This window comes from Sphingomonas sp., assembly GCF_019635515.1.
GTDB lineage: Bacteria > Pseudomonadota > Alphaproteobacteria > Sphingomonadales > Sphingomonadaceae > Sphingomonas.
On the sequence record NZ_JAHBZI010000002.1, the window covers coordinates 517428 to 538140 of the forward strand.

The window sequence follows — 20713 nt, forward strand, 5'->3', positions numbered from 1 at the left end:
GGTTACTTTGCCTTTGCGCGCGATTTATCGCGGATGCCGCGGAATTCGGCGTCCGGATACCAGTTCGGCCAGGCATCGCCATCGGCGAGTGCGCGGCCCAACGCATAATAGATGTTGAGATCGCTCATCGCGCCGCTCCAGTCCCAATTGGCGTCATATTCGTCCTGGGGCTTGTGATAGCGCTTCATCGTATAGCTCTCGATCGCCATGCCACCGGCGGTCTTGCCGCCACGCAAGAGATCGTCGCCGCTTTCGCCATAGAGCATCGGCACGCCCAGCTTGGCGAAGCTGAAATGGTCCGAGCGGTAATAGCCGCCGCCTTCGGGACGCGGTTCGGGAACAATGACCCGGCCTTCCGCCGCCACGAAGGGCTTGACGATGTCCTCGAGCTCGGACTTGCCCGCGCCGACCAGCACGAAGTCCCGGGTCTTGCCGATGGTGTTGAGCGAATCCATGTTCACCCCGCCCACCGTCTTGGCGAGCGGATAGACCGGGTTTTCGGCGTAGAATTTGGAGCCGAGCAGTCCCGATTCCTCGGCGGTTACCGCGAGGAACACGAGGCTGCGCTTGGTGGTGCCCTCCTTATGGTGCGCCTCAGCCAGTGCGACCAGCCCGCCTATGCCCGAAGCATTGTCGACCGCGCCGTTGCAGATATCGTCGCCATCGACCGCGTCGCAGCGGCCGAGATGGTCCCAATGCGCCGAATAGAGCACGACCTCGTCGGGCCGCGCCGTGCCGGGCAGGATGCCGACGACATTCTTCGATGCCTGGCGCTTGATCGCATTGTCCCAGTTGACCGAGGCCTTGAGGCCCAGCGGAACCGCCTTGAAGCCCTTCTGCATCGCCGCGCCTTCCATCAGCGAAAGGTCCTTGCCGGCGCTGGCGAACAGCGCCTTGGCGGCATCGTTGGTGATCCAGCCGATGGCGAGGCTCTGGTCCATATGGTCGCCGGGCGTGTCCTGCTCGAGCTGCGGCCCGGTCCAGGAGGACTGGACGACACCCCAGGGATAGGATGCCGGGAAAGTATCGTGGACGATGATCGCCGCCGCCGCGCCCTGCCGCGCGGCTTCCTCATATTTGTAGGTCCAGCGGCCATAATAGGTCATCGCCCGGCCATTGAACGGTCCCTCGGCCTTGTCGGACATCCAGTCGGGATCGTTGACGAGGATGACGACGGTCTTCCCCTTCACATCCAGGCCGGCATAATCGTTCCAGCCGCGCTCGGGGGCGTTGATGCCATAGCCGACGAAGACCACGTCGCTGTCCTTGACCTCGATCTTGGGCACGACGCGGTAGGTCGCGATGACCATGTCCTTGCGATAGGCGAGGCTGACCGGCGTCTTGCCGCCGGTGAATTCCAGGTTCGAGACGTTCTGCGCGGTCAGCTCGACCAGCGGCACGTTCTGGAACCAGCCGCCCTTGTTGCCGGGTTTCAGTCCCGCGGCCTCGAAGCGCTTTACGATATAAGCGAGCGTCTTGTCCTCGGCTGGAGTGGTCGGTGCGCGCCCCTCATATTCGTCGGAAGACAGCGTCTTGGTCACATCCTTGATCGTGTCGAGCGAGATGCTCTGGGCGGAAGCTGTGCCGCTGGCGAGCAGCAGCAGGGCAGTGAGGGTCAGGCGCATCGGGGAGCTCCGGCAAATATAGCGGGACAGTGGCGAAGGTTGTGCGGAAGGGCAACGTGCGGCGAGAATGGCAGCGATAATATTGAGGGGCGGGCCGATCGCTTCCGCCAGCACCGTGGCCATGATTATCGCGCCAACTTGCCAAGCTTTGTAGGTTTCGCAATGGCCCGCTTGGAGACCGGATCGGGCGGAAAGGGCGATTGATCGCCTAGCGAAACAAGCTAGGCTCCGGTTATCCATTGTATATCGGGGGCTTAGATGATCAGGAATTTGACCGCCGCGCTGCTGGCGGGGCTCTGCGTGCCAGCAATCGCCCAGGCGCAGAGCGCCGATGCGCTGAAGTTCGGTGCGCGCGAAGGCGTGATTCAGGCCAGCATTTCGCCCGACGGCACCAAGATCGCGATGATAACCCCGGTGGATGGCGCGGGTGCGGCGGTGCTGGTGGCATCGCTCGATGGTAGCAGCGAACCCAAACCGATCCTCAGCTCGAGCGGTAAGCCGGATCGGCTCACTTATTGCCGCTGGTCGACCTCGTCGCGACTGATCTGCTCGGTATTCATGATCGAGTTCAGCGGTGCGATGATGCTCCCCTATTCGCGCCTCGTCGCGCTCAATGCCGATGGTTCGGACCTCAAGCAGCTGACTGCGCTCGCGCGTTCGGGCGAGGTGGGTACCTCGCTTTCGGGCGGCGACATCGTCGACTGGCTGCCTGACGATGCGAGCAGCGCGATCCTGATGGAGCGCAACTTCATCGCGGAGGAGACCACCGGCCGCCTCGCCGCGCGCCAGAGCGGCGGACTCGGTGTCGAGCGCGTCGATACGGTCAGCCTCAAGCGCTCGACGGTCGAGCCGCCCAAGGGCAGCGTCTTCACCTATTTCAGCGACGGGCATGGCAATGTCCGTGTGACGGGCATCCAGGCAACTGGTGGTACCGGATACAGTGTCAGCCGGTTGACCTATCAGTATCGCAAAACCGGCACCCGCGACTGGGTTCCGCTCAGCGAAGTGCAAATCACGCCGCAGGGGCTGGTGGGCTTTGTGCCGGTCGCGGTCGATAAGGCGACGGACGCGGTCTATGGCTTCGATGTGCAAAACGGCCGCACAGCCTTGTTCAAGATCGCGCTCGACGGCAGCCTGAAGCGCGAATTGGTCTTCGCGCACGATCTGGTCGATGTCGATGACCTGATCCAGATCGGTCGCCAGCGCCGCGTGGTCGGCGTTTCCTACGCCACCGACAAGCGCCGGGCGGTGTTCTTCGATCCGGCGCTCGAGGCCCTGGCGGCATCGCTGTCCAAGGCGCTGCCCGGCCACCCGATCGTTACCGTCGTCGATGCCAGTGCCGACGAGAACAAGCTGCTGCTGTTCGCGGGAAGCGATAACAATGCCGGCGCTTACTATCTGCTCGATCGCAAGACCAAGCAGCTGGCCGAAGTGAACCCGGTGCGCCCGCAACTTGCCAATGTCACGCTCGCCAACGTCAAGCCGATCTCCTTCCCCGCCGCCGATGGCACGATGATCCCGGGCTATCTGACGTTGCCGGCGGGAAGCGACGGCAAGGGGTTGCCCGCGATCGTTATGCCGCATGGCGGGCCAGGCGCGCGCGACGAATGGGGTTTCGATTGGCTCGCCCAATTCTATGCAGCGCGCGGCTATGCGGTGCTCCAGCCCAATTTCCGCGGATCGGCGGGATACGGAAACAGCTGGTTCAAAAAGAACGGCTTCCAATCATGGCGGACCGCGGTCGGCGACGTCAACGACGGCGGGCGCTGGCTGCAGAAGGAAGGCATCGCCGCGCCGGGCAAGCTGGCGATTCTGGGCTGGTCCTATGGCGGCTATGCGGCGCTGCAGTCGGCAGCGCTCGATCCCGACCTGTTCAAGGCGATCGTCGCGGTCGCGCCGGTCACCGATCTGGAGGAATTGCGCAGGGAAGCGCAGGGATACTCCAATTTCAAGCAGGTCGACGAATTCATCGGCCGCGGACCGCACGTCCGCGAAGGGTCGCCGGCGCAGAATGCCGCCAAGATCAAGGCGCCGGTCCTGCTGTTCCATGGCGACAAGGATCTGAACGTCGGCGTGGGCGAATCGCGGCTTATGGAATCGCGGCTCAAGGCGGCGGGCGGCAAGGTCGAATATGTCGAATTTGCCGGGCTCGATCACCAGCTCGATGATAATCGCGCACGCACAACCTTGCTCGACAAGAGCGACAAGTTCCTGCGCACGGCGCTGGGGCTGCCCGCCAAGCCCTGAGTTTGGCCGGCAAATGCCGTTGCAACGAAAAGGGCGGCCCCCGCGAAGGACCGCCCATTTTATTTCGCGATCTGCCCCGCGGCAAAGCCGCAGCGTCGGACGGCGCTTTTGGCGCCGTCGGCCGTTCGCGCTGAAGATTGGCTGGATTTAGCTACGCTAAACCCCCGCCTCAGCGCGAACTAGCGCGAGTAGAACTCGACGACTAGGTTCGGCTCCATCTTCACCGGATACGGAACCTCGTCGAGGGTCGGCACGCGGGTGAAGGTGATCTTCGAGGCGCCGTCCGGAGCTACGTAGTCGGGGATGTCGCGCTCGCTGAGGCTCTGCGCTTCCATCACCAGCGCCATTTCCTGCGCCTTGCCCGACAGCGAGACTTCCTCGCCCGGCTTGATGCGGCGCGAGCCGATGTTGCACTTCTCGCCATTGACGCGAACGTGGCCGTGGTTGACCAGCTGGCGGGCGGCGAAGATCGTCGGCGCGAACTTGGCGCGATAGACGATCATGTCGAGGCGCATTTCAAGCAGGCCGATCAGGTTCTGACCGGTATCGCCCTTCATCCGCGACGCATCTTCGTACGAGCGCTTGAACTGCTTCTCGGTGATGTCGCCATAATAGCCCTTGAGCTTCTGCTTGGCGCGCAGCTGGATGCCAAAGTCCGACATCTTGCCCTTGCGGCGCTGGCCGTGCTGACCGGGGCCGTATTCACGCTTGTTGACCGGGCTCTTCGGGCGACCCCAGATATTCTCGCCCATCCGGCGGTCGAGCTTGTGCTTGGCGCTGTTGCGCTTCGACATTTCGTAATCCTTGCAATTGCTTTTGACGTTATTCCCGGTCCTCGCCCGCCGCACTTGCGCACGACAGGGCCACCGCTTCACCGGGGTGCGGGGCCATTGCGAAGGTGGGCGCCTAGACGGGCTCGCTGCGTGAGTCAAGACAAAGGCTCCGGGCCGCTTACGGGCCGGGAGCCTTTGCAGAGCGTAGCGAGCGGCCTATTCGCGGCTGGCGCCGAGTCCGCCGTTGCGCCCGCGCATATTGCGGTCATTCCGGTCGAGATCGTTGCGCGCGGCCTCCGAGATCTTGGCCCATTCGGCCTTGGTGTGGCACTCGCGCTTACCGCCCAGGATAGAGCCGGTCTGCGCGGTTGCGCGGCAGATTTTCTTCTCTTCCTTGTTCTGCGGCACCGCCGAACTGTTTTGAGCAAGAGCGGGCGAGGCAAGCGCGATGAGTGCGAAAAACGGAACGAAACGCATGTGGGGGGAGCTCCAACTAAACACCTGTTATAAGCTATATATCACAAATTCGCGTTTGGGAGAAGTCTGCGACGAAAGCGTCAATTGCGGCGACGAAGCTTCCGACCATCCAGCGCCGAAAGCACGCCGCGCACCGTACGCAATTCCTGCGTCGACCAGCCGGGTTTGGTTAGCAAGTTGCGCAACGTCCGCTTAGTAGCCGGCACCCGGTCGGGCGGAAAATAAAAACCCGAAGCCTCGAGCATCGTGTCGAGTTGGGTATACATGCCTTCGAACGCTTCCTGTGGCGCTGGGGGATCGAGATCGACCGTGGTCGGGCTGACCAGCGCGACACCCTTCGACCATTCATACGCGACGAGGATCACCGCCTGTGCGAGGTTGAGCGAGCCGAATTCCGGATTGATCGGCACGGTAATGATTGTGCGGGCGAGCGCGACTTCCTCGACATCGAGGCCGGAACGCTCGCGGCCGAACAGGATCGCCGATCGGCCCGGTTCGACATGGATATCGCGCGCCGCCGCTTCCGGAGTGACCACCGGCTTGGTGATGCCGCGCTTGCGCACGGTGGTGGCGTAGACATGTGTGCAATCCGCCACGGCTTCGGGGACGGTTTCGTAAACCCGGGCGCGCTCGAGGACCAGATCGGCGCCGCTTGCGGCGGGCCCCGCCGACGGGTTGGGCCAGCCATCGCGCGGGGCGACGAGGCGCAGATCGGTCAGCCCGAAATTGAGCATGGCGCGTGCCGCCTTGCCGATATTCTCGCCGAGCTGCGGCTGGACGAGGACGATCGCGGGCTGCGTGTTGCTCACGCCTTCCCGGCCTCGCTGACATTGCCGGCGAATTCCTCGAAATCGCGGGCTTCGCGGAAATCCTTATAGACGCTGGCGAAGCGGATATAGGCAACGGGATCGAGGGCCTTGAGGCCGTCCATCACCAGTTCGCCGATCTTCTGCGACGGGATCTCGCTGTCGCCGAGCGTTTCGAGCTGGCGCTGGATGCCGGAGACGAGGCGCTCGATCTGCGCGGCGGTGACCGGCCGCTTGCGCGCGGCGATCGAAACCGAGCGGACCAGCTTGTCGCGCTCGAACGGCTCGCGCTTATCCTCGGACTTGAGCACGGTCAGCTCACGCAACTGGATGCGTTCGAAGGTGGTGAAGCGCGCGGCACACGCCTCGCACTGGCGCCGCCGCCGGATCGCCGCCCCGTCTTCGGTGGGGCGGCTGTCTTTGACCTGCGAGTCCTCGTTACCGCAAAAAGGGCAGCGCATTCAGCCCTCTTCCCTCTGGGTAGAGGGTTGGGAGAGGGGCAGAGAGGATAGAGCCTGGATCAGGCCCCTCTCGGCCCTCCCCCCGGAGGGGAGAGGGGGACTATGCATTACAGCTCCGGATAAATGGGGAAGCGCTCGCACAGCGCGCGGACGCGCTCGCGGACATTGGCTTCGATCTGGCCGTCGCCCTGCTCGCCATTCTTGGCGAGCCCATCGAGCACATCGGCGACCATGTTGCCGATCTCGCGGAACTCGGCGGGGCCGAAGCCGCGGGTGGTGCCGGCCGGCGAACCGACGCGGATGCCGCTGGTCTTGACCGGGGGTAGCGGATCGTTGGGGATGCCATTCTTGTTGCAGGTGATCGCGGCGCGCTCGAGCGCTTCGTCGGCGTCCTTGCCGGTGACGCCGAGCGGGGTCAGGTCGATCAGCGCCAGATGCGTGTCGGTGCCGCCCGAGACGACGGCGGCGCCGCGCTCCTTGAGCGTCGCCGCCAATATCTTGGCGTTCTCGACGATCGCCGCGGCATAGCTCTTGAACTCGGGCTGGAGCGCTTCGCCGAACGCCACCGCCTTGGCGGCGATGACGTGCATCAGCGGCCCGCCCTGCAGGCCCGGGAACACCGCCGAGTTGATCTTCTTGGCGATGGCTTCGTCATTGGTGAACACCGCGCCGCCGCGGGGCCCGCGCAGCGTCTTGTGGGTGGTGGTGGTGACGACATGGGCGTGGCCGAACGGAGTGGGGTGGACGCCGCCGGCGACGAGGCCGGCGAAATGGGCCATGTCGACCATGAAGATCGCGCCGACCTCGTCGGCAATCGCGCGGAATTTGGCGAAGTCGATATGGCGCGGATAGGCCGAGCCGCCGGTGATGATCAACTTGGGCTGACTCTCACGGGCGAGCCGCGCGACTTCGTCATAGTCGATCAGATGGGTGTCGGGGGTGACGCCATATTGGACCGCGTTGAACCATTTGCCCGACATCGCCGCCTTGGCGCCATGCGTCAGGTGTCCGCCCGAATCGAGGCTGAGGCCCATGATCGTGTCGCCGGGCCTGGTCAGCGCGAGCATCACCGCGCCATTGGCTTGCGCGCCCGAATGCGGCTGGACGTTGGCGAAATCGCAGCCGAACAATTGCCTGGCGCGGTCAATCGCCAGCTGCTCGACCTCGTCCGAGGGGTGACAGCCCTGATAATAACGCTTGCCGGGGTATCCCTCGGCATATTTGTTGGTGAACACCGAACCCTGTGCTTCGAGCACCGCCTTCGAGACGATGTTCTCGCTGGCGATCAGCTCGATCTGGTGCTGCTCGCGCTTCAGCTCGTGCTGGACACCGGCGAACACTGCCGGATCGGCCTGGGCGAGGCTCCTGGTGAAGAAGCCTTCGGGTTGGAGCCCGGCCATTTGCGGGTTGGTGCTCATGGTCAGGCTCCCTTGCTTAGTTTATCGACGCGGCGCTGGTGGCGGTCGCCGAGGAAATCGGTTTCGAGGAAAGTGGTGATGCACGCCTTGGCCATTTCGTTACCGATCAGGCGCGCGCCCAACGCGATGACATTGGCGTCGTTATGCTGTCGCGCGAGGCTGGCGGAAAGCGGCTCGGAGACGAGCGCACAACGCGCGGCGGTGACGCGGTTGACCGCGATGGAGATGCCGATGCCTGATCCGCAAAGCGCAACGCCGACCTCGGCGCTGCCCTCCTCGATCGCCTTGCCCAATGCGTAGCCATAGTCCGGATAATCGACGCTTTCGGGGCCGTTCGTCCCGAGATCCGTCACTTCATGGCCATTGTCACGCAACCAATTGACGAGTTCTGCCTTCATGACGAAGGCGGCATGATCCGAAGCGATGGCGATGCGGCGCGACATGCCGCGCTCCCTAAGCCCTCGGACCCGTGCTGGCTAGAGACAAGCATGTCATTGGAGAGCGAAATGCGAGCATTGATCCCGACCCTGACCCTTGCGCTGGCGCTCGGCGCGTGCAGCACCGCCGACAAGGCCGCCGACCAGATCGGCAACACCGCCGAAGCCACCGGCGACGCGCTCGCCAATGCGGGCGACGACGCGATCCTGGCGACCGGCAACGCGATCGAGGAAACCGGCAACGCCATTAGCGACGCGACCAAGGGGCATGATGCCTGGGTCGGGCGCTGGACCGGCGTGGAGGGCACCTATCTCGTCATCTCGAAGGCGGGACTGCCCGATCATTACAAGCTCGAGATGCAATATACGCTCGACGACAAGGGCAGCTTCGACGGCACCGGCACCAAGGACGGGATCACCTTCACCCGCCCCGATGGCAAGCAATTGCTGAGCGCCTCCGATGGCGACGCCACCGGCCTCAAATATCTCGCGGACAAGAAGGACTGCCTCAAGGTCAAGGATGGCGAAGGCTATTGCCGCGATTAAGCTGGTAAGCTGGAATTTTTGGGAGACGGAAATGAAGAAGAAACTGATTCTTGCCGGCGTGGTCGCGCTCGGCCTCGCCGCCTGTACCGATAGCGCGCAAAGCAACCTCAGCAACTCGCTCGAGCGCGCGGGCGATTCGATCGGCAACGTCGCCGACGATGCCGGCGACTCGATCGAGAACGGACTCGACCGCACCGGCCAGGTGCTCGAGAATACAGCGAAGGATGTCGGCAACCGCGCCGAGAGCGTCGGTAATGCGATCGAGAACGCCACCCGCTGATTGGGACGATATTGATGGCCCGACGGGCGATCGATAGCGCCGTTGAGTCAGTTCACCGTGCCGGCCCGGCGCATGGCTCCCGTCTGACGTGGAGCCAGCCGCGAGCGCGGGCTTGCGGCAGATAGGTGGCGCTGACCGGCACGCGCTGACCGCCGGCAAGCACCAGTTCCCACCGCCGCCCGTCGCGCGCGGCGCCCTCGACCGCGTCCGCCGCGACCCAGGCGCCGCGATGCACCTGCGCGCCTTCCAGCCCGGCGACTTCCTCGATCGCGTCGCCGAAGCGGTAATGGATCAGCGCGCTGGTGCCGCCGCGGTGATGGACGCGGCAATAATGATCCTCTGCTTCGATGGCGATGAGTTGGACCGGTTCGATCCGCGCACGGGCGAGCAGGCCGTTATCGGCGACCGGGCGGGGCGTGGCGCGGCGCCACAACATCCAGCCAACCAGCGCGCAAACCAGGAAGATGCCGAGGCTGATCACAGCGGCGCGCCCCCAGATCGCGGGTGCCGGGGCGGTCATCGCGGTGCCGGCCAGCCTGCCGGCTAGCGCGATCTCGATCGGCAAGACCAGATTGAGCGGCACCCCGCCGATCAGCGACACACGCCACCAGTCGCTATCCTTGCGCACGAACAGCGCGAACAGCAGTTGCCATTTGAGCGCGTTCCAACCCATCAGCACGACCCAGAACAGGGCACGCCGGCCCAGCGGCAGCTCGCTGGTCTGGAAGCCGCCGGTGACGATCATCAATCCGGCGGCGGCGCAGCAGGCGATCCACAGATAGGGAAAGCCGGGCAAGGCGGCTGCGCGTTTCGCGAAGCGCCGGGCGGCTTTCGCGAAACCGCGCTTGTCGCCCGGCGAGACGAAACGAAACAGAGCGAGGCGAACGGCGGGCACGGAGCAAGGCTGCCACGCGCCGGGCGCAACGACAAATGGAGATTATGCGATGCTGAAGATGATGACCTGCTCTCTGGCGGCGCTGGGCGCGATGCTGCTCGTGCCGACCGCGCAGGCCCAGCCGACCGACACCGCCGCGATCGCGGCGCAGAAGGAGGCGATGAAGAAGCTCGACTGGATGCACGGCGTGTGGCGCGGCCCCGCGGTCAGCCAGAGCCCGCAGGGAGAGCACAAGGTGACGCAGACCGAGCGGATCGGCGGCTTTCTCGGCGGCACGCTGACGGTGATGGAAGGCAAGGGATATAATGCCGATGGCAGCGTCGGCTTCAACGCGCTGGGCGTGGTTTCGTACGACGCGCAGGCCAAAGCCTATTGGCTGACCAGCTGGGCACTGGGGCGCGGCGGCAAGTTCCCGATGACCGTCACCGACACCGGCTATATCTGGGAAATCCCCGCCGGGCCGATGACGATCCGCTACACCGCGACCGTGGCGAACGGCACCTGGACCGAAGTCGGCGACTATATCGCGCCCGGCAAGCCGGCGCAGCGCTTCTTCGAGATGAATCTCAAGCGTGTCGGCGACAGCGACTGGCCGGCGGCCGGAGGCATCACCAGGGAGTGAGGCTGGCTTGCCGCCCGCGCCCTGGTTAGGTTCGGGCGATGTGGAAGCGGGCGCGCCTGTATGGAGTGTTGCTGGGAGCGGGCACGCTCTTGCTGCAATGGCTCGCCCGCAGCCATTCGGCTTTCTGATCGCCGCGGCGTTTCTGGTTCTGGGCGTGATCCTCGGCATCCGGTTCACTGCCCCGCGCAAGCTAGATAGACGATATTTCGGGGAGCGGCTCGGTCCGCTCCCAATACCAGGCCCAGCACAACCCCAGCGCGCTCAAAACCAGCCAGAACGCCACAGCTACGAAGCTCGAGCCAATGCCAAGCAGCAATATTGCAACACCGCCCGAGCCCAGCGCGGCTATCAGATAGCTACGCCGGGGGCGCTTCACGCGAGTGGCAACATACATACAGATGGCCATCGCGCCGAGCAGCCACGCCACGCTCAGCCAGGCGGCGATATCGAAGCCGATGCGAAACACAAAGACGGCAAGGACGCCAAGCCCGGAGAGCCACAAAAGCCAGCGCTTGGGCTTGCTCTCGTTCACGCTGCCAGCCGTAGCTCGAGCCTTCCCCAGATTTCGGTGAGAGCGTTGACGAGATCGCGCATCATGGGTTCGTCATGCGCGGGTCCGGGCGTGAAGCGCAGCCGCTCGGTGCCGCGGGGCACGGTGGGGTAGTTGATCGGCTGGACGTAGACGCCATATTCGGCGAGCAGCACATCGCTGATCTTCTTGGCCTTGACCGGATCGCCGACCATCAGCGGGACGATGTGCGTGGTCGAGGCGAGGACGGGGAGACCGGCCTCCGCCATCATCGCCTTGAGCTTGGCGGCGGCGGCGTGCTGGCCGTCGCGCTCGGCGGTCGAGCCCTTGAGGTGCTTGACCGACGCCAGCGCGCCGGCGACCAGCACCGGCGACAGGCTGGTGGTGAAGATGAAGCCCGGCGCGTAAGAGCGGATCACGTCGATGATCATCTGGTCGGCGGCGATATAGCCGCCCATCACTCCGAACGCCTTGCCGAGCGTGCCTTCGAGGATGGTGATGCGGTGGGCGACTTCGTCGCGCTCGGTGATGCCGCCGCCGCGCGGGCCGTACATGCCGACGGCATGGACCTCGTCGCAATAGGTCAGCGCGTTGTACTTGTCGGCGAGGTCGCAGATCCCGGCGATCGGGGCGATGTCGGCATCCATCGAATAGACGCTCTCGAACGCGATCAGCTTGGGCAGCGCGGGGTCGTCGGCGGCCAGCAGCTCCTCGAGATGGGCGAGATCGTTGTGGCGGAACACGCGCTTCTCGCAGCCCGAATTGCGGATGCCGGCGATCATCGAGGCGTGGTTCAGCTCGTCCGAATAGACGATGCAGCCGGGCAGGATTTTGGCCAGCGTCGCCAGCGTCGCTTCGTTCGAGACATAGCCCGAGGTGAACAACAGCGCGTTTTCCTTGCCGTGGAGATCGGCCAGCTCGCGCTCCAGCTCGATATGGTAATGGGTGTTGCCGCCGATGTTGCGCGTGCCGCCAGAGCCGGCGCCGACGTCGTGCAGCGCCTCCTCCATCGCCGCGATCACCTTGGGATGCTGGCCCATCGCCAGATAGTCGTTCGAGCACCACACCGTGATCGGCTTCGGTCCGTTATGCCCCGCGAAACACCGCGCATTGGGAAACATCCCCTTGTTACGCAATATGTCGATGAACACACGGTACCGTCCCTCCGCATGCAACCGGTCAATAGCCGATGAGAAGACCCGCGAATAATCGACGGCGGGCGCGGGGCTGGTTTGGTCACGCATGATGTCTTCGCCCCTAAACCGAAATTCCCGGGATTTCCAGCATGCGGGGTGGGACAAATCGTCCAGGTTGCGACGGAAATGATCGTCTCCGCGCGCAATTTCCGGCGAAAGGGGCGGTTCGCCGCATTGGCTAATCTGGATCAGCCGCGATTGCTGGGGGATCGTGCTATAGCCATGGCACTGCGGACGACTCGCTTTCAGGCATGTCCGTAGCCGAGAGACAAATGGAGCTCCCGCTTGTGAACGGAGCAGTGCCATGTCCAGTCGCGACCATGAATATTTGACGAGACGCGCGCGGCAGGAGCGCGCCAGCGCCGAGCGCACCCAGGACCAGATCGCCAGGCGCGTCCATTCGGAAATGGCCGACCGCTACGATGCGCGGCTGGCCGAGATCGCGCCGCAGCCGGTCGTCCAGGCCGGCTCCTAGAGCGCCTCGATTTCAGTGAGACCGTAGAGCGCGAGTGCGGGTGCGAGGTTGCGCTCGGCATCGCCGAGTCGCGTGAAAACGGCGCGGCCGGCGGGCCGGTGGGCGGGCCATTGCTGGCCATCGGTCAGGTGCGCGACTCGCCGGGCGATGCCAGGCCCGCCATCGACGAAGCGCACCGGGCGCGGCGTGGCAGCGGCGAGTTCGGCCTTCAATAGCGGGAAATGGGTGCAGGCGTTGACGATCACGTCGAGCCGGTCGCCTTCGGGCTGATCGAACAGACCCGCGAGCACCGCGCGGAGGCGCTCGACGGACGGAGCTTCGCCCGCCAGCGCGCGTTCGGCCAGTTCGACTAGTTCTGCCGAGCCGTGGCGCAATACCGTGCAATCCGCGGCGAAGCGTGCGGTGAGATCGTCGACATAAGGCTGGCGGACCGTCGCCTCGGTGCCAAGGACGCCGATCACCCGCGTTTCGCTCAAACTCGCAGCGGGTTTGATCGCGGGCACGGTGCCGACGATCGGCACGTCGAGTGCGGCGCGAACATGCTGGAGCGCGATCGTCGAAGCGGTGTTGCAGGCGATGACGATCAGGCGCGGATCGTAGCGCTCCGCGAGCCGCCCGAGCAGCGCCGGCACGCGCGCGGCGATCTCCGCCTCGCTGCGGGTGCCATAGGGGAACCCTGCCGAATCCGCGACATAGACGATCGGGGCCTGCGGCAGCAGCGCGGCAGTGGGCGCAAGCACCGACAGCCCGCCGACGCCGGAATCGAAGAATAATAGCGGTCGCGGATCGGCCATGGCGCGGGGCATGGCTCCGCGCCCGGTGGCCGTCAACCGCGCGGGATCATCGCGATCCGGACGGCGGCGTCGGGATGCCGCGCTCCATGATACCCGGACGCAGCTTGGCGATATATTCGGCGCGGCTGACCTTACCGTCACCGTCCGCGTCAAGCTTGCTGATCCAGAACGAGGCGGGGAGGGTGTCGCCCACCGCGCGCGGCTCGGTATCTTCCGGCGCCTTCACGGCGATCCTGGGTGTGTCGGCGGCGTCGAGGAACCCCGATTTGTCGCGGTCGGCGCGGTCGAAGCTGGCCTCGAGATAGGCGGTGGCATCTTCGAAACTGACCTTGGGACTGTCCTGGGCGGGTGCGAGAAGGATCATGGCTGCGGCGATAAGGCTCATCAGTGCGATTCCCGTGATGATTAGGAGGAGGCGCATTCGTGAGCCGGTAGCAGCGCCCGGCGCGAGGCCCGATTTTTCGGGTACCGGCCGTTCGTACTCGCCTTCCACCACCGCCAGCATCCGCGCCACCTCCAGCGACGAGCCCAAGCCCAATTTCGTTCGCGCCATCTTCAACCGCTTCTCGATGGCGTGCGGGCTGACGCCAAGGTCGATCGCCATCTCCTTGGCGGTCTGCGGCAGCAGCCGGCGGCGCAGGCATTCCTTTTCGTTCGCGGTCAGCCGGGCGAGGGCGGCTCGGGTCCGTTCGTCGAGAGTCACTTCCATGGGGTGTTTCCTAGACGCTCGGCGACGGTACCCCAAGCTCGCGCGGTTGGTACCCAACGCTTGATGCAGCTTGTTGCACGGCGCTGTGCGAGGCCCTAGCTTGGGCACAGGAAGGGGGCAGGGTGCAAAGCGAAATCCTTTGGGCGGCTCCGGCCTCCGCGATCATTCTCGGATATCTGCTCGGCTCGATCCCGTTCGGCGTGTTGCTGACGCGGATGGGCGGCGCCGGTGATCTGCGCGCGATCGGATCGGGCAATATCGGCGCGACCAACGTGTTGCGCACCGGCCGCAAGGGACTGGCGGCGGCGACCTTGCTGCTCGATCTCGGCAAGGGCGCGGCGGCGGTCCTGCTCGCCGAACGGCTGTTTCCCGGCACGGCGATGCTCGGCGGCATGGCCGCGTTCCTCGGACATTGTTATCCGGTCTGGCTCAGGTTCAAGGGCGGCAAGGGCGTCGCGACACTGATGGGGATCGTGCTGGCGCTGCATTGGCCCTCGGGCCCTGTCTACGCTGCGGTCTGGCTTGGGCTGCTCGCGGTGACGCGGATCTCGTCGCTGGCGGGAATGACGGCGGCGGTCAGCGCTCCGGTCAGCGCCGCCTATTTCGGGCGGATCGACATCGTCCTGCTGCTGCTGGCGCTGGCGCTGATCGTGATGTGGAAGCATCGTGACAATATCGACCGCTTGCTGAGCGGGACCGAGCCGAAGATCGGCGGCGGCAAAAAGGATGGCTGATCCTCGCGAGGCGCGGCTGCGATTGCTGCGCTCGGCGAATATCGGCCCCATCACCTACCGGCAATTGATCGCCCGTTTCGGCACCGCCGAGGCGGCGCTGGATGCCTTGCCGGCGCTGGCGGCGCGGGGCGGCGGACGCGCACCGGTGATCGCCGATGCCGGCGCGGTACGGCGCGAGATCGAGCGCGTCGAGAAACTGGCGCGCGGTACCTGTTCATCGGCGAGGCGGCGTATCCGGCATTGCTCGCCGAGACCGACAGCGCGCCGCCGGCATTGATCGTGCGGGGGCGAGGCGAATTGCTGGCGCGGAGCTGCGTGGCGATGGTCGGCGCGCGCAATGCTTCCGCCGCAGCGTGCCGGTTCGCGCGGCAATTGGCGCTGGGCCTGGCCGATGCCGGCGCGACAGTGGTGTCGGGGCTGGCGCGGGGCATCGACACCGCGGCGCATATCGGATCGATCGACGGGGGCACTGTCGGCGTCATCGCCAGCGGGATCGATATCGGCTTCCCGCCCGAGAACCGCGAGCTGCAGGAGCGGGTGGCGAACGAAGGACTCCTTGTCGCCGAGCAGCCGCCGGGAATCGAGCCGCTCGCGCGCTTCTTTCCCTCGCGCAACCGGATCATCGCCGGGCTGTCGCTGGGCACGGTGGTGGTCGAGGCCGCGCCCAAATCGGGCTCGCTGATCACCGCGCGGCTGGCTGCCGAAGCGGGCCGCGAAGTGATGGCCGTGCCCGGTTCGCCGCTCGATCCGCGCGCGCAGGGCTGCAACCTGCTGATCCGCGAAGGCGCGACCCTGGTGCAGAGCGTGGATGATATCCTGGAGGCGATCCGCCCGATCGATGCCCGCGCGGTGCGTGCACCGGTGAGCGGCTGGGACGGTCCTCCGCCCGAGGATGCCAGCGATGGCGACCGGCGCACGGTGGAGGGGTTGCTCGGGCCGGTGCCGGTTGCGGTCGATGAACTGATCCGCCAGTCGAGCCTCGCGCCGGCGGTGATACAGACCGTGTTACTGGAGCTGGAGCTGGCCGGCCGGTTGGATCGGCATGCGGGGGGCAAAGCGAGCCTGCGTTAACGCCGGTGCGGCACATATTCCACCCGCGCCGACCCCTCCGCCCAGACCGGCAGATACAGCCCCTGGCCCGCGGCCCTCAACGCGCCCGTCGTCACTGCGCCGATTTCAGCGCGGATCACGAAATCGCCTTCGCGCTTTTCGACGATCGCGCGCTGGATCTTGCCGAGCAATTTCTGAAAGTCGTTGGTGAAATTCTGGGTCAACGCCTCGGCGATGCTCCCAGCCAGCGCCGGGCTGTTGGCGAGCTGGACGAGGATATCTCCGCCGATGCCATCGGTATTCCCGCGCACCTCAAGGTCGGTGAAGCCGACCTGCTGCGAGTTTGGCTGGTTGACCGGCCGGGCGGATACCCACACCACGCCTTTGGTCTTGGCGGCGCCGCCGGCAGACTTTGCCGCCAGCGTGATACCCATCGCGACGCGTCCGCCGTTCGTGCCATAGGCGGTGATATGTTCGAACCGCGCCATGACCGGCCCGATGCCGGGCAGGTCGAACGGCCGTTGCGCACGCTTGGTCAGCGCCTTGAGCACGACCGGCTCGAGCTGCGCATAATCGGCGATCACCGGCAGGAAGAATTTGAGTTGCGCGCCGCTGGTTTCGCGCTTGAGCGGCGGCAGCGGGGCCGGCTTGGGATCCTGCGGACGCGGGCCGACAAAGGTCTCGGTCGTGGCCTCCATGCCGAGCTTGAGGCGCAGCTTGCCGCCCGCCAGGCTATACCCACCATAGCTGAGCGTCTGCGGGGTGATCCGCATCCATACCGGCGGATTTTCGCCGTTGAGCTGGAGTGAGGTGAAGCTTTGCCGCCACGCATCGGCGACCTTGGCGCGAATGTTGAGCTTGGCGATCTCGCCCGGCAGGCTGCGCTCCAGATCGCGGACGATCGGCTGGAGCTTCTCATCGGCCTTCTCGGTAAAGCCGACCCGCTGGCCGAGGAAGTCGATCCCCGGCGGCGTCGTCCAGTCATAGCTCAGCCGCACCGTTGCCGCCGGTGTCCAGTCCTCGCGCAGGTTGAGGCGAACGCGGGCATGCGCCATCGCCGCGCCGGTCGCGGTCTCGCCCTTCAGCACGCCGCCGACGTTGCGCGCGCTGATGTTCGCGACGATCGGGATATCGGCGATGATCTCCTCACCTTGCCCGCGCAGGCGGATCGCGCCACGCGTCACCGTGCCGATCACGCTGCAGCCGATATCGGGGGTGACCCTCAGGCGCTTGCTGAACAGCTTCACCCGGCGGGCGGCGATGCACTTGTCGAAATGCTTGTCGATCGTCCACAGCGTGCGCGGGATCGCGCGCTCGATGGCCTGCGACAAAGTGGCGATACCGGTCTCGATCGGGACGGCGATGAGCGATGCCTGATTGGGCACTTCGATGGGATCGTCAACACGCGGCGGGGGTTGTACCCTGGTGTCGCGCGACCACCAGATGATCGCCGCGACGGCCGCCGCGATCACCGCCAGCCCAATCGCGATGATCGCGGCGCGGCGTCGCCCGAAGGACCTGGCCGGCATTGGTGCTGGTGTCGACAGTGCGAATACCCCTTGGCGTGGCCGAGATTACGCTTCGTCACCGAAACGGTTCCGGCGGATGTTCGACCCGGCTTGACGGCCCCCGAATTCACCCCCCACCTTACGCGTACACGTAAGGACTACCAAAAACCCCATGCAGCTTGTCATCGTCGAATCGCCCGCAAAGGCGAAGACCATCGAGAAATATCTGGGCAAGGATTATCGCGTCCTCGCTTCCTACGGCCATGTCCGCGATCTGCCGGCCAAGGACGGCTCGGTCGATCCCGATGACGGCTTCGCGATGGAATGGGAAGCCTATGCCGACAAGGGCAAGCAGCTCAAGGCGATCACCGACGAGGCCAAAAAGGCCGATCGCCTGATCCTCGCCACCGACCCCGACCGCGAAGGAGAGGCGATCTCGTGGCATGTCCAGGAAGTGCTGCGGCAGAAGAAGGCGTTGCCGCAGGAAGTTGAGCGGGTAACCTTTAACGCCATCACCAAGCCCGCGATTCTAACCGCAATGGAACATCCGCGCGAGCTCGATACCGATCTGATTGATGCCTATCGCGCCCGCCGCGCGCTTGATTATCTGGTGGGATTTACACTGTCTCCGGTGTTGTGGCGGAAACTGCCGGGAGCGAAGTCGGCGGGGCGCGTGCAATCGGTGGCGCTGCGGCTGATCGTCGAGCGTGAGCGCGAGATCGAGGGGTTCAAGCCGCAGGAATATTGGTCGGTCACAGCGGACATGGAGCAGGACGGCACAGCGTTCGTCAGCCGCCTGGTCAAATACAAGGGCGACAAGCTCGATCGGCTGTCGATCGGCGACGGCAAGACTGCCGAAGCCGCCAAGCTCGCTGTCGAGCAGGGGCGTTTCAGCGTCGTCTCGGTCGAAACCAAGCCGGCGATGCGCAACCCGCCGCCCCCCTTCACCACCTCGACGCTGCAGCAGGAAGCGGCGCGCAAGCTCGGCTTCTCGGCCAGCCACACGATGCGCATCGCGCAAGGGCTCTACGAGGACGGCGCGATCACCTATATGCGCACCGACGGCGTGCAGATGGACGGCGACGCGATCCAGTCGGCGCGCAAGGCGGTGGTGAACCGCTATGACGGCCATTACGTGCCGGAGAAGCCGCGCCACTACACCGCCAAGGCCAAGAACGCCCAGGAGGCGCATGAGGCGATCCGCCCGACCGATTTCGGCAAGGACCATTATGGCGGCGGCGATCATGCCCGGCTCTACGACCTGATCTGGAAGCGCGCGCTGGCCAGCCAGATGGCGAGCGCGCGGATGGAACGCACCACCATCGACATGGAGGATGCGACCGGTCAGCACGGCCTGCGCGCTACCGGCCAGGTCGTGCTGTTCCCCGGTTATCTCGCGCTCTATGAGGAAGGCCGCGACGATGAGGCGGACGAAGATTCGCGCCGCCTGCCCAAGCTCAGCGAAGGCGCTACCCCGGCCAAGAAGGATGTGAAGGCCGAGCAGCACTTCACCCAGCCGCCGCCGCGCTTCTCCGAAGCGTCGCTGGTCAAAAGGCTGGAGGAACTCGGCATCGGCCGCCCTTCGACCTATGCCTCGATCATCCAGGTGCTGAAGGACCGGACCTATGTCCGCGTCGAGAAGAACCGCTTCTTCGCCGAGGAGAGCGGCCGTCTGCTGACCGCGTTCCTCGAGCGCTTCTTCGAGAAATACGTCAATTACGACTTCACCGCGGGTCTGGAGGAAGAGCTCGATGAAGTCTCGGCAGGCCATGCCCAGTGGCAGGCGGTGCTCGATGCGTTCTGGAAGGATTTCAAGCCGCGCACTTCGGAAGTGATGGAGCAGAAGCCGTCGGAGATCACCGCCGCGCTCGACCAGTTCCTCGCGCCCTATCTGTTCCCGCCCAATGCCGATGGCAGCGATCCGCGGCTTTGCCCGAATTGCGGCGAGGGCCAGCTGGCACTGCGCGGCGGCCGCTTCGGCGCGTTCGTGGCGTGCTCCAATTATCCGGAGTGCAAATATACCCGCCGCTTCGCCCAGCCGGGCGGCGATGCCGGTGCCGATAGCGGACCGGAGACGCTCGGTGTCGATCCCGAGACGAATTTGCCGGTCGAGCGGAAGTCGGGACGGTTCGGGCCATACATCCAGTTGGGCGAGGGCGCGGATGCCAAGCGCGCCTCGATCCCCAAGGATGTCGAGATGGATCTGGAGATGGCGCTCAAGCTGCTGCGCCTTCCGCGCACCATCGGCGCGCACCCGGAGACGGGCGAGCCGATCACCGCCTCGATCGGCCGCTACGGGCCGTATCTGGCGCACGCCGGCAAATATGCCCGCCTGCAATCGACGATGGAAGTGTTCGAGACCGGCATGAACGCGGCGGTGGTCAAGCTCGCCGAAGCCGCGGCCGGCGGCGGACGCCCCCAGCGCGGCGCGGCGCGCGAGCCGCTCAAGGTGCTCGGCAAGCATCCGCGCACCGAGGCCGAGATCAAGCTGATGGCCGGCCGCTACGGCGAATATGTGACCGATGGCGAGACCAATGCGACCCTGCCCAAATCGATCGACAAGGACCAGCTGACGCTGGAGGAAGCCGCGCAGCTGATCGACGCCCGCGCGGCGGCGGGTCCGGCCAAGGGCAAGGGCAAGAAGAAGGCGGCGAAGAAAGCACCGGCGAAAAGAGCTCCGGCCAAGAAGGCGGCGGCGAAGAAGTGAGCGCGGGGCCCGGCACTGGTCTGCGCGTACCGCGCTGGGCGCTCTTCGGCGTGATGGCGGTGATTGTCACCGCGATCGCGGTGGGTTGGGTCAACAGCGAGCGGCGGCTCGCCGAGGAAGCGGCGCGCTACATGCTGGTCGAGGAGTTTCGCACCTCCGTCGCCAGCGAGCCGCTGCGCGCCTGTCTCGATGAAATCGGAGCAAATGCACTTGCTCTGCAGGAGCGCTGGGGATCGCCCAAGGGGCTTCCCCAGACCCAGCGCAAGCGCAACCCCGAGCGCTCGATCCAGATCGATGTGGTCGATCGCGGCAACTACCGGCTGGTGCGCTTCTCGGCTCAGAATGCGCGGCCGCTATACCCATCCGAACAGGCCGTACTGGATCGGTGCATCGCTGCCTGACCGAACCGCGCCCTTAGCCGTGC

The 20713-nt window shown here is 65.4% G+C and carries 21 protein-coding genes and 1 pseudogene; 9 read left to right on the top strand and 13 right to left on the bottom strand.

From position 1 onward, the window contains the following. Positions 1-2: 2 nt before the first annotated feature. Positions 3-1625 carry a M28 family metallopeptidase gene (locus KF730_RS14745; RefSeq protein WP_294098521.1) on the bottom strand — a complete coding sequence of 541 codons (1623 nt, stop codon included), beginning with the start codon at positions 1623-1625 and terminating at the stop codon, positions 3-5. A gap of 258 nt (positions 1626-1883) precedes the next feature. On the opposite strand from KF730_RS14745, the gene KF730_RS14750 reads away from it, so the two are divergent. Beyond that, positions 1884-3872 (top strand): S9 family peptidase, encoded by a 1989-nt coding sequence (locus KF730_RS14750; protein ID WP_294098524.1) that lies wholly within the window; start codon positions 1884-1886, stop codon positions 3870-3872. 179 nt (positions 3873-4051) lie between these two features. Here the strand turns inward: KF730_RS14750 and rpsD are convergent, their stop codons facing one another. From rpsD to rpiB, 6 genes are all read right to left on the bottom strand, one after another. After that, a complete protein-coding gene (rpsD, locus tag KF730_RS14755) occupies positions 4052-4666 on the bottom strand; it encodes a 30S ribosomal protein S4 (protein ID WP_294098530.1) in 615 nt (204 codons plus the stop codon). 195 nt (positions 4667-4861) lie between these two features. Next, positions 4862-5122 carry a hypothetical protein gene (locus KF730_RS14760; RefSeq protein WP_294098531.1) on the bottom strand — a complete coding sequence of 87 codons (261 nt, stop codon included), beginning with the start codon at positions 5120-5122 and terminating at the stop codon, positions 4862-4864. A gap of 80 nt (positions 5123-5202) precedes the next feature. After that, on the bottom strand, positions 5203-5931 hold the full coding sequence (locus KF730_RS14765; protein WP_294098534.1) for an RNA methyltransferase: 729 nt from the start codon (positions 5929-5931) through the stop codon (positions 5203-5205). Next, positions 5928-6389, bottom strand: coding sequence for a transcriptional regulator NrdR (gene nrdR, locus KF730_RS14770; protein WP_294098537.1), 462 nt, complete (start codon positions 6387-6389; stop codon positions 5928-5930). Before nrdR ends, KF730_RS14765 begins: the two co-directional genes overlap by 4 nt. A gap of 107 nt (positions 6390-6496) precedes the next feature. Next, entirely contained in the window at positions 6497-7807 is a 1311-nt protein-coding gene (glyA, locus tag KF730_RS14775; RefSeq protein ID WP_294098539.1) for a serine hydroxymethyltransferase, read from the bottom strand. A 2-nt stretch (positions 7808-7809) separates the two neighbouring features. Beyond that, positions 7810-8250: a ribose 5-phosphate isomerase B gene (gene rpiB, locus KF730_RS14780; RefSeq protein ID WP_294098543.1), complete on the bottom strand. Its 441-nt coding sequence runs from the start codon at positions 8248-8250 to the stop codon at positions 7810-7812. Positions 8251-8313: 63 nt separating this feature from the next. Between rpiB and KF730_RS14785 the strand changes: the two genes are divergently transcribed. Both KF730_RS14785 and KF730_RS14790 read left to right on the top strand, forming a co-directional pair. Further along, complete coding sequence (locus KF730_RS14785; protein WP_294098545.1) at positions 8314-8790, top strand: hypothetical protein; 477 nt, start codon at positions 8314-8316, stop codon at positions 8788-8790. A 31-nt stretch (positions 8791-8821) separates the two neighbouring features. Further along, entirely contained in the window at positions 8822-9070 is a 249-nt protein-coding gene (locus KF730_RS14790) for a hypothetical protein (protein ID WP_294098548.1), read from the top strand. A gap of 52 nt (positions 9071-9122) precedes the next feature. On the opposite strand, the gene KF730_RS14795 is transcribed toward KF730_RS14790, so the two are convergent. Beyond that, positions 9123-9965, bottom strand: coding sequence for a LytTR family DNA-binding domain-containing protein (locus KF730_RS14795; RefSeq protein WP_294098553.1), 843 nt, complete (start codon positions 9963-9965; stop codon positions 9123-9125). Positions 9966-10014: 49 nt separating this feature from the next. Between KF730_RS14795 and KF730_RS14800 the strand changes: the two genes are divergently transcribed. Next, complete coding sequence (locus KF730_RS14800) at positions 10015-10587, top strand: DUF1579 domain-containing protein (protein WP_294098557.1); 573 nt, start codon at positions 10015-10017, stop codon at positions 10585-10587. A gap of 190 nt (positions 10588-10777) precedes the next feature. Here the strand turns inward: KF730_RS14800 and KF730_RS14805 are convergent, their stop codons facing one another. Then, on the bottom strand, positions 10778-11119 hold the full coding sequence (locus KF730_RS14805; RefSeq protein ID WP_294098560.1) for a hypothetical protein: 342 nt from the start codon (positions 11117-11119) through the stop codon (positions 10778-10780). Then, positions 11116-12360 carry a 5-aminolevulinate synthase gene (gene hemA, locus KF730_RS14810; protein WP_294098562.1) on the bottom strand — a complete coding sequence of 415 codons (1245 nt, stop codon included), beginning with the start codon at positions 12358-12360 and terminating at the stop codon, positions 11116-11118. The genes KF730_RS14805 and hemA overlap by 4 nt, the downstream gene beginning before the upstream one ends. Positions 12361-12616: 256 nt before the next feature. Between hemA and KF730_RS14815 the strand changes: the two genes are divergently transcribed. Then, entirely contained in the window at positions 12617-12787 is a 171-nt protein-coding gene (locus KF730_RS14815) for a hypothetical protein (RefSeq protein WP_294098564.1), read from the top strand. On the opposite strand, the gene murI is transcribed toward KF730_RS14815, so the two are convergent. Further along, the gene (gene murI, locus KF730_RS14820) at positions 12784-13581 is read right to left on the bottom strand and encodes a glutamate racemase (protein ID WP_294098566.1); all 798 of its coding nucleotides are present in this window, start codon (positions 13579-13581) and stop codon (positions 12784-12786) included. The two genes, KF730_RS14815 and murI, sit on opposite strands and share 4 nt — an antisense overlap. Positions 13582-13627: 46 nt before the next feature. Then, a complete protein-coding gene (locus KF730_RS14825) occupies positions 13628-14290 on the bottom strand; it encodes an EF-hand domain-containing protein (RefSeq protein ID WP_294098568.1) in 663 nt (220 codons plus the stop codon). Between the two features lie 122 nt (positions 14291-14412). On the opposite strand from KF730_RS14825, the gene plsY reads away from it, so the two are divergent. Together plsY and dprA are read left to right on the top strand one after the other, a co-directional pair. Next, positions 14413-15024, top strand: a complete 612-nt coding sequence (gene plsY, locus KF730_RS14830) for a glycerol-3-phosphate 1-O-acyltransferase PlsY (RefSeq protein ID WP_294098571.1) — start codon at positions 14413-14415, stop codon at positions 15022-15024. Then, positions 15017-16095, top strand: a pseudogene (gene dprA / locus KF730_RS14835) (DNA-processing protein DprA). Before plsY ends, dprA begins: the two are co-directional and overlap by 8 nt. On the opposite strand, the gene KF730_RS14840 reads toward dprA, so the two are convergent. Beyond that, positions 16092-17603 carry a DUF4403 family protein gene (locus KF730_RS14840; RefSeq protein WP_294098576.1) on the bottom strand — a complete coding sequence of 504 codons (1512 nt, stop codon included), beginning with the start codon at positions 17601-17603 and terminating at the stop codon, positions 16092-16094. The pseudogene dprA and the gene KF730_RS14840 sit on opposite strands and share 4 nt — an antisense overlap. A 151-nt stretch (positions 17604-17754) precedes the next feature. Between KF730_RS14840 and topA the strand changes: the two genes are divergently transcribed. Next, positions 17755-20289: a type I DNA topoisomerase gene (gene topA, locus KF730_RS14845; protein WP_294098578.1), complete on the top strand. Its 2535-nt coding sequence runs from the start codon at positions 17755-17757 to the stop codon at positions 20287-20289. Continuing rightward, positions 20286-20690, top strand: coding sequence for a hypothetical protein (locus KF730_RS14850; RefSeq protein ID WP_294098579.1), 405 nt, complete (start codon positions 20286-20288; stop codon positions 20688-20690). The genes topA and KF730_RS14850 overlap by 4 nt, the downstream gene beginning before the upstream one ends. The last annotated feature ends 23 nt before the right edge of the window (positions 20691-20713 follow it).